Source organism: Vibrio cyclitrophicus, assembly GCA_023206055.1.
Classification (GTDB): domain Bacteria; phylum Pseudomonadota; class Gammaproteobacteria; order Enterobacterales; family Vibrionaceae; genus Vibrio; species Vibrio cyclitrophicus_A.
In genome coordinates this window covers 2,736,252-2,752,991 of record CP065366.1, presented here as the reverse complement: position 1 = coordinate 2,752,991, position 16,740 = coordinate 2,736,252, and the positions used below count along the sequence as shown (strand labels likewise).

General features: G+C 44.1%; 16 protein-coding genes. 9 read left to right on the top strand and 7 right to left on the bottom strand.

Features of this window, described 5'->3' with window-relative positions; genetic code table 11:
- Positions 1–121 precede the first annotated feature (121 nt).
- The 5 genes from ITG09_12035 to yfcE are packed head-to-tail and all read left to right on the top strand — an operon-like array spanning position 122 to position 2,984.
- Positions 122–856, top strand: coding sequence for a DUF1538 domain-containing protein (locus ITG09_12035; GenBank protein UPR51421.1), 735 nt, complete (start codon positions 122–124; stop codon positions 854–856).
- Positions 853–1,647 carry a DUF1538 domain-containing protein gene (locus ITG09_12030; protein UPR51420.1) on the top strand — a complete coding sequence of 265 codons (795 nt, stop codon included), beginning with the start codon at positions 853–855 and terminating at the stop codon, positions 1,645–1,647. The genes ITG09_12035 and ITG09_12030 overlap by 4 nt, the downstream gene beginning before the upstream one ends.
- On the top strand, positions 1,637–1,987 hold the full coding sequence (locus tag ITG09_12025) for a P-II family nitrogen regulator (protein UPR51419.1): 351 nt from the start codon (positions 1,637–1,639) through the stop codon (positions 1,985–1,987). Before ITG09_12030 ends, ITG09_12025 begins: the two co-directional genes overlap by 11 nt.
- The gene (locus ITG09_12020; GenBank protein UPR51418.1) at positions 1,984–2,391 is read left to right on the top strand and encodes a CBS domain-containing protein; all 408 of its coding nucleotides are present in this window, start codon (positions 1,984–1,986) and stop codon (positions 2,389–2,391) included. The genes ITG09_12025 and ITG09_12020 overlap by 4 nt, the downstream gene beginning before the upstream one ends.
- 47 nt (positions 2,392–2,438) lie before the next feature.
- Positions 2,439–2,984, top strand: coding sequence for a phosphodiesterase (gene yfcE, locus ITG09_12015; protein UPR51417.1), 546 nt, complete (start codon positions 2,439–2,441; stop codon positions 2,982–2,984).
- Positions 2,985–3,009: 25 nt separating this feature from the next.
- Here the strand turns inward: yfcE and ITG09_12010 are convergent, their stop codons facing one another.
- From ITG09_12010 to ITG09_12000, 3 genes are all read right to left on the bottom strand, one after another.
- Positions 3,010–3,330 (bottom strand): SelT/SelW/SelH family protein, encoded by a 321-nt coding sequence (locus tag ITG09_12010; protein UPR51416.1) that lies wholly within the window; start codon positions 3,328–3,330, stop codon positions 3,010–3,012.
- A gap of 135 nt (positions 3,331–3,465) precedes the next feature.
- Positions 3,466–3,981, bottom strand: coding sequence for a regulatory protein ToxS (locus ITG09_12005; protein ID UPR51415.1), 516 nt, complete (start codon positions 3,979–3,981; stop codon positions 3,466–3,468).
- Between the two features lies 1 nt (position 3,982).
- Positions 3,983–4,894 carry a winged helix-turn-helix domain-containing protein gene (locus tag ITG09_12000; GenBank protein ID UPR51414.1) on the bottom strand — a complete coding sequence of 304 codons (912 nt, stop codon included), beginning with the start codon at positions 4,892–4,894 and terminating at the stop codon, positions 3,983–3,985.
- A gap of 270 nt (positions 4,895–5,164) precedes the next feature.
- Here ITG09_12000 and htpG point away from each other — a divergent pair, with 270 nt between their 5' ends.
- From htpG to hemH, 3 genes are all read left to right on the top strand, one after another.
- Entirely contained in the window at positions 5,165–7,069 is a 1,905-nt protein-coding gene (gene htpG, locus ITG09_11995) for a molecular chaperone HtpG (GenBank protein UPR51413.1), read from the top strand.
- Between the two features lie 388 nt (positions 7,070–7,457).
- Positions 7,458–8,102 (top strand): adenylate kinase, encoded by a 645-nt coding sequence (adk, locus tag ITG09_11990; protein UPR51412.1) that lies wholly within the window; start codon positions 7,458–7,460, stop codon positions 8,100–8,102.
- 277 nt (positions 8,103–8,379) lie between these two features.
- Entirely contained in the window at positions 8,380–9,342 is a 963-nt protein-coding gene (gene hemH / locus ITG09_11985) for a ferrochelatase (GenBank protein ID UPR51411.1), read from the top strand.
- 124 nt (positions 9,343–9,466) lie between these two features.
- Here hemH and ITG09_11980 read toward each other — a convergent pair whose 3' ends face one another.
- Positions 9,467–10,864 carry a peptide MFS transporter gene (locus ITG09_11980; GenBank protein ID UPR51410.1) on the bottom strand — a complete coding sequence of 466 codons (1,398 nt, stop codon included), beginning with the start codon at positions 10,862–10,864 and terminating at the stop codon, positions 9,467–9,469.
- A 499-nt stretch (positions 10,865–11,363) separates the two neighbouring features.
- On the opposite strand from ITG09_11980, the gene rfaH reads away from it, so the two are divergent.
- On the top strand, positions 11,364–11,870 hold the full coding sequence (gene rfaH, locus ITG09_11975) for a transcription/translation regulatory transformer protein RfaH (protein ID UPR51409.1): 507 nt from the start codon (positions 11,364–11,366) through the stop codon (positions 11,868–11,870).
- Positions 11,871–11,952: 82 nt separating this feature from the next.
- Here the strand turns inward: rfaH and asnB are convergent, their stop codons facing one another.
- From asnB to ITG09_11960, 3 genes are all read right to left on the bottom strand, one after another.
- Positions 11,953–13,617 carry an asparagine synthase B gene (gene asnB / locus ITG09_11970; protein UPR51408.1) on the bottom strand — a complete coding sequence of 555 codons (1,665 nt, stop codon included), beginning with the start codon at positions 13,615–13,617 and terminating at the stop codon, positions 11,953–11,955.
- A gap of 235 nt (positions 13,618–13,852) precedes the next feature.
- Positions 13,853–15,439, bottom strand: a complete 1,587-nt coding sequence (locus ITG09_11965; GenBank protein UPR51407.1) for a cation:proton antiporter — start codon at positions 15,437–15,439, stop codon at positions 13,853–13,855.
- A gap of 84 nt (positions 15,440–15,523) precedes the next feature.
- Complete coding sequence (locus tag ITG09_11960; protein UPR51406.1) at positions 15,524–16,738, bottom strand: ROK family protein; 1,215 nt, start codon at positions 16,736–16,738, stop codon at positions 15,524–15,526.
- Positions 16,739–16,740: the final 2 nt, after the last annotated feature.

The following is a 16,740-nucleotide window of genomic DNA, read 5'->3' as shown; positions in this document are numbered from 1 at the left end:
TATGCATTTTACTCGGATATGTTACCAACTGCGTAATATTTATCACATAAGGAATGATAAGGATTTGCCATGATTATTAGTAACCAATAACCCGACATAATTTCAGCGATAAGGAGTGGTGATGGCAGCAGTACTTGCTTTGTTTCGAGCTATGCTAGGCAGCTTGCGAGATCTATTGCCGATTGTCGCGGTGATCGCTTTCTTCCAGCTCGCTGTGTTGCAAGAGCCACTTCCTCATCTGTTATCAATTCTAACTGGCTTAGTGCTGGTGGTCTTTGGGTTAACCTTCTTCATATTCGGCCTAGAAATGGGGCTATTCCCAATCGGTGAATCTATGGCCCAAGCCTTTGCTCGCAAGGGGAGTGTGTTCTGGTTACTGACATTTGCTTTTTGTTTGGGTTTTGGAACAACCATTGCTGAGCCTGCACTAACTGCGGTGGCGGCTGAGGCAGCAGAAGTGGCCGCCGAGGGAGGCGTTATCCCTAATACGTTAGATGAAATGGAACAGTATGCCGATGGCTTGCGCTTCACAGTGGCACTGTCGGTCGGTATCGCTATTTTACTCGGTGTGCTGAGAATCTTAAAAGGTTGGCCAATCCAGTACATGATCATCGGTGGATATATTGGAGTTGTGGTGCTAACCGCTTTTGCTCCGGAGAACATCATTGGAATTGCGTATGATTCTGGCGGAGTGACAACATCAACGATCACCGTCCCATTAGTGACTGCGTTAGGAGTGGGTTTAGCCTCGGCAATTAAAGGGCGTAATCCGATGATAGATGGTTTTGGGTTAATCGCGTTTGCTTCGTTGCTGCCGATGATGTTTGTCATGGTGTACGGGATGGTGGTGACATGATCAGTGCTCAGCAATTTATCGACACTTTTTTAGGTACTGTGATGGATGTGATTCCGATTGCGGTGATCATCTTTGGTTTTCAGTTGGCGGTGCTACGTAAGCCTGTGAACAATTTAGCCAAGGTGCTGATTGGTTTTTTCTACGTCATCCTCGGGTTGTCTCTCTTCTTGATGGGATTGGAACTCGCGTTGTTTCCCTTAGGGGAGACGATGGCCATGCAGTTGACCGAACCAAGTTTTCTGACTGAGTTTAAAGTCAGCTCTGGCCTGACATTGGCTTGGTTTGATTATTATTGGGTTTATCTTTTTGCATTCTGCATCGGTTTTAGTACCACGATCGCTGAGCCTTCATTGATTGCGGTGGCTATTAAAGCAAATCAAGTATCCGGCGGCAGCATCAGTGTTAATGGGCTGAGAATCGCCGTGGCACTAGGAGTCGCTATCGGTATCTCGCTCGGAAGCTATCGTATTGTTGCGGGCGATCCTATCCATTACTACATCATTTTTGGTTATGTCGTCGTGGTCATTCAAACCTTTTACGCCCCTAAACTCATTATTCCATTGGCTTACGACTCGGGCGGTGTTACCACATCAACGGTGACAGTCCCTTTAGTGACAGCGCTAGGGCTTGGGCTCGCTTCAACTGTACCTGGACGAAACCCTGTTATTGATGGCTTTGGCTTAATTGCCTTTGCCAGCTTATTTCCGATTATTTCAGTGATGGGCTATGCCCAAATAACACAATGGTTAAACCGTTTACACACCTCTAAGGAGAGCAAAGATGCGCTTTAAACTTATCTTAGCGTTTGTAGAAGAGAGCAAGACCGACACTGTGCTCGATGCCGCGCGTGATGCGGGCGCGACTGGAGCAACGGTGATTAACAACGCCAGAGGGCAAGGTTTAAACCAAAAAACCACCTTCTTTGGCTTAACGTTGGAGGTGCAAAAAGATGTGTTGCTGTTTGTCGTCGAAGAGCATTTGGCGAGACATATTTTAGAAACCATCGGTGAAGTCGGAGAGTTCGACCAAGAGTCAGGACAAGGTATAGCGGTGCAGATCGATATCGAAGATGCAGTCGGGGTAGCGCACCAAGTCGAGACATTAACTAAGGTTGTGGAGGACGAGTTATGAGTGTTAGTGAAAAAATCCGAGTAGGTGATGTCATGGCCAATACGTATGTGATTATCGATGGGCTAACTACGGTGTTAGAAGCGATAGAGATGGCGAAGAAGCACAAAGTAAAAGCCATTATTGTCGATAAGCGTCACGAAGATGATGAATACGGCATCGTATTGATGAATGACATTGCCAAGAAAGTACTGGCTAAGAATCGTTCTCCAAAGCGAACTAATGTTTATGAGATCATGACCAAGCCAGCGTTAAGCGTGTCTGCTGAGATGAACGTAAAGTATTGTGCTCGCCTGTTTGAACGCTTTGGTATCAGTCGTGCGCCAGTAGTTCGTGATAACAAAATAGTCGGTATGGTTAGTTACAATAATATCGTGATCAACGGTATGGTGAGAGATGACGTGTAGCATTTAGATACGTACAATAGGCTCATAAACTTTATGGAGAAGTACGTGTGAAATTATTTTTTGCTTCAGACCTACACGGTTCGCTGCCAGCAACAGAAAAGGTATTAGAACTCTACCAAGCGTCTGGTGCGCAATATTTAGTGCTATTGGGTGACATTCTGAATCATGGTCCAAGAAACCCGATTCCAGAGGGATACAACCCGCCGGCGGTTGCAGAGAAGTTGAATGCGTTTTCTCAAGAGATTATTGCCGTTCGTGGTAACTGCGACAGCGAAGTGGATCAGATGCTGTTGTCTTTTCCAATGATGATGGATTACTCGTGGGTGCTATTAGAGTCAGGTCAACGTATCTTCCTAACGCATGGTCATTTGTACAATACCAATAAACGCCCTGCGCTGAAGGCGGGCGATATCATTGCACACGGTCATACCCATATTCCTGTCGCTGAATACCAAGATGACATCTTTATCTTTAATCCTAGCTCGGTGACATTCCCACGAGAGGGACACGCGGCGAGCTATGGCATCTATGAAGACAATACCTTCAAAGTAATTAGCCTTGAAGGTGATGTTCTCGTGAGTGGCCAGCTTTAAATCATTGGTTCGGCCGTGAGAAGGCTTATTTTGAGTCTACGTGGCCGAGGTCTCTGTCTGGAGCAATGATGTTTCGTACTCTTTGCTTCAGAACTTTAGCCTCAGGAAAGCCGCCATCTGCTTTTCTTTCCCAAATCTGTATTCCATTGCAAAAAATCTCGAACCGTCCGCCCGTATCAGGGTGTAGACTGACTTGTTCTATCTCCTCACTAAAGGTGTGCAGCAATTCTTGGCACAACCAGCTTGAGCGAAGCATCCAATTGCATTGACGGCAATAGTGTATGGTGATTGTTGCTTTTACTGCTGCTTCTTTCGATGGCGCCAAATTTGGTTGTTCCGTATTCATGGTTAATCCTTAAAATGCTACATCCGTAATTTGATACCAACGGCTAACAAAAAAGGGGCTTCATGCCCCTTTTTTCCATTGGTTTACCGTTTCATGGTATTCAGCTATTCATAAACAGTAAATAGCGATCCAATCTTAGTTTGAAAACAATACGGTAGAACCATGATTTAAGCTAGTCAGTAGCAGTGCCTTCGGGTTAACAATGTCTATGCGGCGGCTTTGCTCTGCGTCCATCTTAATGACTTGAGTGATAAGCTCTAGCTGTTCTTCTGAAAAATCTTGGCGCTGAGCCGAAGTCACATCTTTAAATTCCGTTGGTGAAACCAGTAAGTAGTTGTCGTTAATATCCCATTGACCCGTTTCCGAAATGTTGATCACATTCGCAGGCTCAGTTTGATTTCCGTAAAGTCTAACCACTGACATTCTCAGATAGGTACCATTTGGTAGGTATTTCGCATTCGATGATAGTTCAACTCTACGAAGTGGGCCGATTGAGTCAGCTTGCTTGTTATCGCTAATCAGCGTCACCATTCTCGACTGCCATTCATGCTGAGTGAGCAAGCGCTCTACTTTTGCATCGCTGCTCCAATATAACCAACCACTCAAAAATGCCGATAGAACCAGTAAGATAATCGATACTTTTAATTTCATGTTACTTACCACCGTTACAAATGTCGTTTACATCCGACTGATTTGCGTAAATTCTTAGGGTTACATTTTCGCTCGAGTAATCTTGCGTGTGAATGTAGTTGAGGGCAAGGTTATTGGCTTGTCCACCTGTCGCGATCACTTCTGTCGGCTTTAGCACACCAGTGTGACTCGTGTTGTAACTTAATACACACTTTTCTATTGCTGGCAGCCAACTGCTGAGGTCTGGGTGGTTAACCGGTGATTGAACCTTTACACCATCCACTTCAGTCAAAACCGTGAACTCGGACTCCACCGGGGTAATAAACGTTAAAACGAGAATCGGCATGATGAAAGCGGCAAGCAGTAACCAAAATGTTAACCATTTATTGGTGCTTTTAGCCGGATCTACAACAGGAGCGGTTGCTGGTTCTACTGCCACCTTAGTTTGTTGAACTTTTGTAATTGGCTCGGGTTCAAATGTGTCAGTGATTGCTTGTTCAGTCGCTGCAGGCGTTGCAAACGTTAGGATAGGTTCAACGTCATTTTCTGCAATTTCAGCGGCTACTGGCAGATCATTTGATGACAGTGGCGCAGAACGTTCAACGGTCGCAATAAATTGGTAGCCGCGCTTAGGTACTGTTTTTACGAATTCAGGAGATTTGGTCGAGTCTTTGAGCATCTTTCTCAGAGTCGATACGGCTTGCGTTAAGCTTGAGTCATCCACCTCAAAGCCTTGGTCTCGCCAAACATACTCATGCAATTCATTACGAGTGATAACTTCATTAGGCCTTTCTGACAGCATCAAGAGAATGCGGCTTTCATTGCTACCAAGACGTACGACTTCACCGTCGCTCATTTGATCGACAAGTGAATTGCTGTTTGGATCGAATACGAACCGTTGTGCGAGAATAAACTTTGTGCCGATATTACTCATTGAATTCTTCTATTTTGGATTGTTTTGGGGGCGAAATAGACAAATCTCAGGTGAAGTTCCGTTAATTCTTCACCAAATCATGGCTTATTTTATGTTCTTTTATATTTATCAGGCTCAAGGATAATAAAAACAGATAAAAAAAACAGTGTTTTTATGATTTTTGACCTTGAATTTACATTTGTCATCCTCATGTTAATGAACAGAAGAGTAGCATCAAGTGTTACGCCCCTATGATTATTCAACATAAAGTATAGATGTTTTGGAGTAAAAATGAGCGAAACGGCAACGCAAAATAAAGAGACTCGTGGCTTTCAATCTGAAGTAAAACAACTACTTCACCTTATGATTCACTCACTGTATTCAAATAAAGAAATCTTCCTACGTGAGCTGATCTCTAACGCATCTGACGCGGCTGACAAGCTTCGTTTTCAAGCCCTATCTAATGGTGACCTTTACCAAGGCGATGCTGATTTAGGTGTAAAACTTTCATTCAATGCAGAAGCAAATACCTTGACGATTTCTGATAACGGTATCGGAATGAGCCGTGACAACGTTATTGAGCACTTAGGTACGATTGCTAAATCAGGCACTGCAGACTTTTTCTCAAAACTATCTGAAGACCAAAGCAAGGATTCTCAACTGATTGGTCAATTTGGTGTGGGTTTCTATTCTGCATTCATCGTTGCTGACGCGGTAACAGTTCGCACACGCGCAGCTGGCCTGCCGAACAATGAAGCTGTTCAGTGGCACTCTGCAGGTGAAGGCGATTACACAATCGAAGACATCACTAAAGAGTCTCGTGGTACTGACATCATTCTTCATATGCGCGAAGACGGTAAAGAGTTCCTAAATGAATGGCGTCTGCGTGAAGTGATCGGTAAATATTCTGACCACATCGGCATTCCTGTTTCTATCTTCACAGCTGTGAAAGATGACGAAGGTAAAGACACCGAAGAGAAGCATTGGGAGCAGATCAATAAGGCGCAAGCGCTTTGGACTCGTAACAAGTCTGATATCGAGAAAGAAGAGTACCAAGAGTTTTACAAGCACGTATCTCACGACTTTGCTGATCCACTGACCTGGAGCCACAACAAAGTTGAAGGTAAGAACGACTACACAAGCCTGCTTTACATCCCAGCGAAAGCACCTTGGGACATGATGAACCGCGACCACAAGAGCGGCTTGAAGCTTTATGTGCAGCGTGTATTTATTATGGATGATGCTGAGCAGTTCATGCCATCTTACATGCGTTTCGTTCGTGGCTTGATTGACTCAAACGATCTGCCATTGAACGTGTCTCGTGAAATTCTGCAAGATAATAAGGTAACTCAGTCTCTTCGTGGCGCATGTACCAAGCGTGTCCTGACTATGCTTGAGCGCATGGCGAAGAATGACAATGATAAGTACCTAGAGTTTTGGAAAGAGTTCGGCCTAGTATTGAAAGAAGGCCCAGCTGAAGACATGGCGAACAAAGAGAAGATCGCTGGTCTACTTCGTTTCTCGTCAACGGAAGTGGATTCTGCTGAACAAACTATCAGCCTAGAATCTTACGTTGAGCGCATGAAAGAAGGCCAAGATAAGATTTACTACCTAACAGCAGATAGCTACGCTGCCGCTAAGAACAGCCCACACTTGGAGCAGTTCAAAGCTAAAGGTATTGAAGTGGTTCTAATGTACGATCGTATTGATGAGTACGTAATGAACTACCTGACAGACTTCGACGGGAAACAGTTCCAATCGATCACTAAAGCGGGCTTAGACCTAAGCAAGTTTGAAGGTGAAGAAGAGAAAGAGAAGCAAAAAGAGACAGAAGAAGAGTTTAAATCTGTTGTTGAGCGTACTCAATCTTACCTAGGTGGTCGTGTTAAAGAAGTTCGCACTACGTTCAAGCTAGCAACGACGCCTGCGGTTGTTGTGACGGACGACTTCGAAATGGGCACTCAAATGGCTAAGCTTCTTGAAGCGGCGGGTCAAGCTGCTCCTGAAGTGAAGTACATCTTTGAGATTAACCCTGAGCACGCACTTGTGAAACAGATGGCTGATGAAGCCGATGAGCAAGCGTTCGGCCGTTGGGTGGAGTTACTCTTTGGCCAGGCTATGCTAGCTGAAAAAGGCTCAATGGAAGATCCGTCACAATTCTTGGGTGCAATCAACGAGCTACTAACAAAGCGTTAGTCTTTCGACTTTAGGTTAAGTCAACAATTGTAATAGAAAGCTCGCAAATGCGGGCTTTTTTTATGAACGTCGTTGAAAATTGACCTAACGTGGTCAACGTCACCGTTATCGTCACAACAAATGTTGCCGATGCATTCTTTAGTCGTAAATTCAGCCAAATTGAATATTAATGTGATAGAATGCTCGACCTAATCAGCTGGGGCTAGGAAGCTACCATCTCCAGTTGTATGATTTTTAAACGTTATACCGAAACTTACCGTTTTGCTTCTGTTTACAGTTTTGCTTAATCTCAGCTGTTACCTAACTTTTCCTGTTTGTCTTAAAAATGAACGAGGAAGGTGGAATAGTGAGCTTCGGTATAAATCATAATTTTATAAGAGGATTAAACATGCGCATCATTCTTCTAGGTGCTCCTGGCGCGGGTAAAGGTACTCAAGCTAACTTCATCATGAACAAATTTGGTATCCCTCAAATTTCAACTGGTGACATGCTACGTGCTGCTATCAAAGCGGGTACTGAGCTTGGTAAGCAAGCAAAATCAGTAATCGATGCTGGTCAGCTAGTTTCTGATGAAATTATCCTTGGTCTTATCAAAGAGCGTATCGCTCAAGATGACTGTGAGAAAGGTTTCCTACTAGACGGTTTCCCACGTACAATCCCACAAGCTGATGGCCTAAAAGAAATGGGCATCGCTGTTGATTACGTTGTTGAATTCGACGTAGCTGACGATGTGATTGTTGAGCGTATGGCTGGTCGTCGTGCTCACCTTCCTTCTGGTCGTACATACCACAATGTGTACAACCCACCTAAAGAAGAAGGTAAAGATGACGTAACTGGTGAAGACCTAGTTGTACGTGATGACGACAAAGAAGAAACAGTTCGTGCACGTCTAGGTGTATACCACGATCAAACAGCTCCGCTAATCTCTTACTACGGTAAAGAAGCAGAAGCAGGTAACACTCAGTACCTTAAGTTTGACGGTACTAAGCAAGTTGCTGAAGTTAGTGCAGAACTTGAGAAAGCACTAGCATAATTGGCTAACAGCCAGTTTTAGAATTTGATATATTGGAAGCGACCTTAAGGGTCGCTTTTTTTGTTTCAATTTTTAGTACGATACCAATCTAGATAATTTGATTGCACATGATTCAGAACGGTTTAGACCCGATGGCAGTGGCTAACAATCGAGAGTGGATGTTGTGTCTCTCACATCAAGAATGATTATTCAGACATTCTGTGGGAAGCAATGATCTTAAACTTATGCAGATTAGTATATTACTTTCCAGAAAATCACATATTGGTCTCAGGTATCTATGGAAAATAATAAAAAGCAGGGCGTTTTACTGGTGAACTTAGGAACACCAGATTCGGCGACCCCCGCTGGCGTTCGTCGATTTTTGAGTGAATTCTTACACGACAAGCGAGTTGTAAACCTAACGCGTTGGCTTTGGTGTCCTATATTACATGGGGTGATTTTGCCGATTCGCTCGCCTAAAGTCGCTAAGTTGTATCAGTCTGTCTGGATGGATGAAGGCTCTCCACTGCTTGTGTACTCTCAAAGACAAGCTGAAAAGCTCCAAAAGAAACTAGAGGTGCCTGTTGCGCTGGGTATGACCTATGGTAACCCAAGTCTAAAAACAGGTATTGAACAGCTGATGGAGCGGGGCGTTGAGGACATCATAGTACTGCCTTTATATCCGCAGTACTCTGGCACAACCACAGCGGCTGTTTCTGATGGTTTAACCAAGGCCTTTAAACAGATGCCGGTCATCCCGAGTTATCGCTTTATTCGTGATTACTACGCTCATCCAAGTTATGCAAAAGCATTGGCTGAAAGCGTTCGTAGTCATTGGGATAAAAATGGCAGGGCCGATCATTTAGTGTGTTCTTTCCACGGTATTCCGAAGCGACTGGCTGATGAAGGCGATATCTACCCTCAGCATTGTGAAGCGACAACAAAATTACTTGCGGCAGAGTTAGGTTTATCAGCAGACGATATCACCATGACCTACCAATCGCGATTTGGTCGAGAAGAGTGGTTGAAGCCATACACTGACGAGACTCTTGAATCACTGCCGAGCAAAGGCATCAAGAAGATCGATATCATGGCTCCTGCATTTTCGGTGGATTGCTTGGAAACATTGGAAGAGATTTCAGATCAGTGTAAAGAGACTTTCATCGAAGCTGGTGGCTCAGACTTTAGCTACATTATGTGTCTGAACGACAGAGATTCGCACATCGATATGATGGCAGAGTTAGTGGCGCTGTATCGCTAATAACTGTTGAGCAATGATTACGGCTTGTCGTTAACATTAAGGCATATCATACAAATAACAAAAGGGCTGCTCATTGAGCAGCCCTTTTTGAACCGGATACTTTGTGTTGAAACAGCTTGAGAGTTTAAGCCGCAGATGTTTCTGTTGCTTGCTTAGCTTTAGGTTCTGTTTCAAGCGTCATGTTGGTTTCTACGCCATGCATCCATGACACAAGCTTACCAGCACAAAGCAGCAGTAATATGCCACTCACTGTTGCTGTGATAGCGATGCCACTGAAGATAGACATAGCACCAAGCTCACCAACGTGAGAACCCACAAGGCCAGCTACGTAGTTTGCCACCGCATTGAAGCCAAACCATGCACCCATCATCAATGATGCTAGGCGAAGCGGAGCTAACTTAGTGACCAACGACAGGCCAATAGGCGATAGACAAAGCTCACCAAGGGTATGGAAGAAGAAAGCACCAACTAACCATAGCATTGATGTTTTCACTGTTAGGTCGCCGCCTTGCTCCATTACCGCACCCATCATGCACACAAAGCCTAGTGCTAAGAAGAACAACGCCATCGCAAACTTAACTGGTGAGTTTGGTTCACGTTTACCAAGCTTCACCCAAAATGCAGCGATGATCGGTGCAAGTGTAATGATGAAGAATGGGTTCAGAGATTGGAACCAAGCAGCTGGAACTTCAAAACCACCAATCATACGGTCAGTATATTGTTGAGTGTAGATGTTCATTAGGCCGCCAGCTTGTTCAAAGCCCGCCCAGAAAACAATCACGAACAGACCCATGATAAGAATCACTTTTAGTCTGTCGAACTCTTCTTTGGTCAGTGGTGCTTTTTCTTTAGATTTATTCAGTGCTTTCGCTCGTGCAGCAGCAGGAACAGAACCGATGTTGCCTAACCAAGACTGAGCCATTGTCACTTGCATGATCAAGCTAATAACCATACCAATACCAGCGGCTAGGAAACCTGCTTTCCAACCGAACGAGTCGACAGCAGCACCCGAAATCAAGCCACCAAGTAGTGCACCTAAGTTGATGCCCATGTAGAAAATGGTGAAAGCACCGTCACGGCGGTTATCGCCTTCTTGGTACAGGTCGCCAACCATGGTTGAGATGTTCGGCTTAAACATACCGTTACCACTGATTAGCAGCGCTAAACCAAGGTACAGAGCGTTCACTTGGTCTAAGCCAATGAAACCGTTAGGCAGAGCCAGTGTAAATTGGCCAAGTGCCATTAATACACCGCCAATCAGAATTGATTTACGCTGCCCTAGGTAGTTATCGGCAATCCAGCCACCAATTAATGGTGTAATGTAGACTAAACCCGTATAAATACCGTAGAGATCGAGTGCATCTTTCGTTGACCAAGCAAGTCCACCGTTAAGGGTGGTGTCAGTCAAAAATAAGACAAGGATGGCACGCATCGCATAGTAAGAGAAACGTTCCCATAGCTCTGTGCTAAAAAGTAGAAATAGGCCTCTAGGGTGGCCAAAGATGTTGTGGTTGCTTGGCATAAGTTTTACTAATTTTAGGTATTAAAAGATTTTATAGTCATTCATGTATACACAGTGGGATAAAAGTCTGCAATAGACTTATTTTATGGTTACGACAACTTGGTTTAGCTAAGGTGTTGATATTAAAGTTCTTTGATTTTAATGTTGCCCATTTTAGATGTGCTGCAAACTAATTTTCCAGATTTGAGTTGGTTGGTTAATAACCTTTATTAAAGTTGTGTTGAATGAAAAACTTTAGACGCATTTCTCTGGTGAATTGTTTTAATATTAATGGTATGGTGTACCTATTGTGGTGGGCGTACATATGCTTACAACAATGAGCCTTTTGATCTTTAAATGATCTCTGTACAATGCTTAACCACTCCGACACCTATAACTTTTTGTTGATAAATTGGTCTACTACGCATTATTTCTGGTTAGTAACGATTCATTTTATTAATGGGATTCAACCGTTTTAGGCGTGTGGTAAAATATCTAAAAATATAAAATGGCTAGTTAAATGAAACGTTGGTATTTACTTTACTGTAAGCGTGGTGATCAAAAACGCGCGCAGTTGCACTTAGAAAATCAAGGGGTAGAGTGTTTTTATCCCCAAATAGAAGTTGCAAAGGTTGTAAGAGGAAAAGAAAAGCAGGTCAAAGAACCGCTATTTCCGTCTTACATCTTTGTTCGCTTCGATTACGAGCAAGGTCCTAGCTTCACGACTGTTCGTTCAACACGTGGTGTTGTGGACTTTATTAAGTTCGGTGCAAGGCCGCACGAGGTCCAAGGAGACTTGGTGTTTGAACTCAAAGAGTTTGAGAAGTGCTGCAGTAACGAAGTTGAAGATTGTTGTATTGAGTTTGAGTCTGGGCAAGTCGTGAAAATTAAGAGCGGTCAGTTTGCTGGTATTGAGGCTATCTATCATCAAAAAGATGGTGAGGCACGCTCTATCATGTTAGTTAAGATGATCAGTCAAGTGGTGCCCGTCAGTATCGAGAACGAGGCACTTCAAGCTCACGCATAACTGCAATAACAAAAATAAGGCTTAATAAAAAAGGCGCATTGTGCGCCTTTTTAGTGTTTAGCATTTATTCAAAAGATAGCTTTTAGTAAGAGTCGTTGTGAACGGCTTGTACTGCACGGCCTGATGGGTCAACACAGTTTTTGAATGACTCATCCCACTCAATCGCTTTCGCTGATGAACAAGCAACTGAAGGACCACCAGGTACACATTCTGCCGCAGATTCTAGAGGGAATAGCTCCTCAAAGATTTCACGGTAAGCATAACCTTCTTTGGTTGTTGGCGTGTTGTAAGGGAAACGGAACTTAGCAGCTTCCATTTGTTGATCCGTTACTTTTGCTTCAGCTGTTGCTTTTAATGTGTCAATCCAGTCGTAGCCAACACCATCAGAGAACTGCTCTTTTTGACGCCATGCGATTGAATCTGGTAGGTAGTCTTCAAAACATTCACGCAGGATGTGTTTTTCCATTTTACCGTTGCCACACATCTTGTCTTCAGGGTTCAGACGCATTGCGACATCTATGAACTCTTTATCCAAGAATGGTACACGGCCTTCAACACCCCATGCCGCTAGTGATTTGTTTGCACGAGCACAGTCGAACATGCTTAGAGCAAGTAGCTTACGTACTGTCTCTTCATGGAACTCTTTCGCGTTTGGCGCTTTATGGAAGTACAGGTAACCACCAAAGATCTCATCGGCACCTTCACCAGACAGTACCATCTTGATGCCCATTGCCTTGATCTTACGAGCAAGCAAGTACATCGGCGTTGATGCACGAATCGTTGTTACATCGTAAGTCTCGATGTGGTAGATAACATCACGGATGGCATCTAAGCCTTCCTGAATGGTGTAAGTCATCTCGTGGTGTACGGTACCAATCTTATCTGCAACTTCACGAGCAGCGATAAGATCTGGTGCGCCTTCAAGGCCAACAGCGAATGAGTGCAGTTGTGGCCACCAAGCTTCAGATTGCTCATCGTCTTCGATGCGCATTGCTGCAAAGCGTTTAGCGACTGCTGAAGTAATTGATGAATCAAGGCCTCCTGATAGAAGCACACCGTAAGGAACGTCAGTCATTAGTTGACGTTTAACCGCTGCTTCTAGTGCTTCAGTCAGCTCTTCTTTGCTTGTGCTGTTGCCTTGAACGGCAGCGTATTCGTTCCAATCTCGGATGTAGTAACGCTGAGGCTCTGCATCTCTAGAAGAGTAGAAGCTACCAGGAGGGAATTCACTGATCGTCTTACATACTTCAACCAATGCTTTCATCTCTGAAGCCACGTAGTAGTTACCGTGCTCATCGTAACCTTGGTAAAGCGGGATAATACCAATATGGTCGCGGCCCACTAGGTACTCGTCTTTCTCTTCGTCGTATAAAACGAAAGCGAAAATACCGTTAAGCTCTTCTAGAAGGTCTGCACCCATCTCTTGGTATAGCGCTAGGATAACTTCACAGTCAGAATCAGTCTGGAACTGGTACTTATCTTCATAGCGTGCGCGAAGTTCTTTGTGGTTATAAATTTCACCGTTTACTGCAAGAATGTGCTTTTTGTCTTGGCTGTATAGTGGTTGAGCACCACTGTTCAAGCCAACAATAGCAAGACGCTCATGAGCAAGGATTGCTTTTTCACCAGCATAGATACCAGACCAGTCTGGACCACGGTGACGAAGCTTTTTAGACATTTCTAAAGCAATAGGGCGAAGTGCTGCGGCATCACTTTTAATGTCGAGAATGCCAAATACTGAACACATAGAACTTCCTTTTAAATAATTTCCAAATCAACTGCATTCAATTTGCCATTCTGGCTAAAAAAAGCAACCGGATGTGAGCAAAAAAATAATATAAAGGGTGTTATGTTAGAAATTATCTAATTTACATGTGATTTTGATGGGTGGCGTTTAATTGCGGTTGGTTTTTTAAACAAAAACCTCTCAAAAGTGCGAAAAATAGGCAGTTTTGAGAGGTTTGGTTGAACACGGTCTAATACTAGATTTTATTGATATTTGGATTTAACTGTTCGCAAACGTGGCGAGCAAAACCACTACCAGCCTCGCTGTAAATGTTAAATGCCGCATCAACGCCATTCTCTTTCAGTGTTTCGAGTTGATCTGGGTATTCAGCAATAGCCGCAATTTGGCCTTTAAAGTTACGTGACTTTAATTGTTCTAAAGCGGTTTGATTACCTTGGTGGTGAGGCATTGCCAAAATCACCAGTTTTACGTTTGCTGTATCTAGAATTCGCTCCCAAAAATCTGGGTCAGTCGCGTCGCCAGAAATCACGTTTCTGCCATGGCTTCTGTGGTTGTGCGCAGCTTCTTCACGAACTTCGACACCTAAGCTCACTTTACCGTAGCGAGAACGTAATTCGTCATAAGCACCAGTACCAATTCGTCCCATACCAAGAATAAGAACTTGAGCCCGACCCGGGTCAATTCGCTTATCACGTCGGTGAAGCTTTTCTGACGCGTGCTCTTTCAGCCATTTACCTGACTGCTGATAAAGCTTGTGACCAGCTCGGTTTAAAGGTGCAGCGATTAAGAACGACAGTGAAACCGCAATCGCTACGGCAACTAAGATATCACCCGACATCCAACCCATCTTGAAGGCGAGGCCACCAACGATTAGGCCAAATTCGCTGTAGTTAAACAGTGATAAAGAGGCAAGTAGGGACGTTCGAACACGGAACTTGAAGCGGTTAAGCACCAAGAAGTAGAGAACCCCTTTCACTGGCAGCATCAGTAAGAACAAGATTGCAAGCATAAAGCCTTGAATGGTTGGTTGCTCTGACAAACCAATGTTCAAGAAGAAACAGACGAGGAAAAGCTCTTTAAGGTTAAACAGCGATTTTGATAGCTCTGAGGCTTTTGGGTGACCCGCAAGTAACATACCTAGAACAAGAGCACCCAGGTCTGGTTTCACACCAACCAAATGGAATAAACCAGCACCTACGACTAATGCGAAGAAGATGCCGGAAAGAACCAGCATCTCACCATGACCAACCCAATCGAGCACTTTGTAGAACAGTGGGCGTAGTAAGGGCAAGGCAAACAGAGCAATCGCATACCACTCAGGGATTTTACCTGTAGAAGCCGTTAGGAATACTACGGCGAAGATATCCTGCATGACCAAGATACCAATCGCCAGAGTTCCGTAAGTCGCATTCATTTCGCCTTTCTCTTGCAGAGTCTTAACCGCAAATACCGTACTGGAGAATGACAGAGCAAAACCGAGCAGAACGATCTGTTCTACCGACATGGCAGCCAGCGATGAAATACCTAAGAACTTAAAACCAAATAGGGCGACAGCGAAAAACAGAGTGGACAAAAGGTTGTGGATTGTCGCGCCAGCCCAGATCTCTTTAGAGAGTAGGGTTTTGATGTCGAGTTTTAAGCCGATAGTAAATAGAAGCAGCGTGACACCAAGGTCAGCTAAAGTAATGATGGTGTCATTGGTTTCAAAGCCAAAGGCAAAAAGCCCAAAGCCTGCAACCAAAAAACCAACTAATGGGGGAAGGTGACACTTTAAAGCAATAAATCCTGCGATAAACGCAGTGGATATTAATATAAGTTCCATAACTTGTTGTTGTAGTTCCCTAGCTTAAAAAAACGGGCCGTGTTTATACAAACACGGCCCGTGGAAAATCAGAATTGTTTTTCTCTAGTCTTCGAGAAGCTTCTGCAGCAACACACCGTTGAGCATGGCGCGCTTAATCATGGCAAAAGCTCCCATCGTAGGATGTTTATCGATCTGTGATGCTACAATAGGCAAGCCGCTATGGAAAGTCGTTAACGACTGATTCTCTACATTGCGCTTAATTGCAGGGAAAACAATCTCTTGTGCCTTCGTAATATCACCCGCGATGATAACTTTTTGAGGGTTAAATAAGTTAATCGTCATAGCGATCGCCTTACCTAACTGGTTTCCTACTCGAACCAAGCTTTGCTTAGCTAGCTCATCACCATTAATCGCGTGGTCACAAACGTCTTGAATCGTAATATGTTCAAGCTCTGTTAAAGAAGACTCGTAGCCTTGCTTAATCAGCTTCTGCACTCGTTCAACGATAGCTGGGTTTGCCGCTACGGTTTCAAGACACCCGAAGTTACCACATTGGCATTGCTCGCCTAGCGGATCAATTTGGATATGACCAATTTCACCCACGTTACGGTTATGACCAAGGAAAACCTGACCATTAACGATAATACCTGCACCTGTACCACGGTGAACACTGACCAAAATAGAATCTTGGCTGTCTTTACTTGCTCCGAAGTAGTGTTCAGCAAGCGCCATTCCTCGAACATCGTTACCAACAAAACAAGCAACATGGAATGTATCGCGAATAATGTCGCTTAATGCAAGGTTATCTATGTCGGTATTCGGCATGTACTCAACAACACCGGTCGTTGGGTTAACTAGGCCAGGAAGAGTGACACCAATGGCAATCAGTTGGTCGATCTTTGGCTGATGCTCAGCAATGAAAGCTTTGAGGTTATTGACCAAGCCTTGGGTAAGGTCTGATTGGTCTGAATAATTTAGGTCTTGTTGTTGGAAAGCCAATTCACGACCGCCAAGGTCATGCAGGCTTATTTGAATGTAGTCTCGACCCAAACGCACAGCGACAGAATGAAAAGGTTCTACTTCTGTGGTTAGGGAGATAGCGCGTCTACCGCCAGTAGACGCTTGCTGCGCAACCTCTTTAATTAGGCCGCGCTCTAAAAGTTGGCGGGTAATTTTTGTAACACTTGCCGGTGCGAGTTGGCTTACATCAGCCACTTGTATACGACTGATAGGCCCTTGTTGGTCTATAAGTCGGTATACCGCCGCACTGTTTAGTTGTTTAACTAAGTCTACGTTACCTATTTGTCCGCCATTCATAC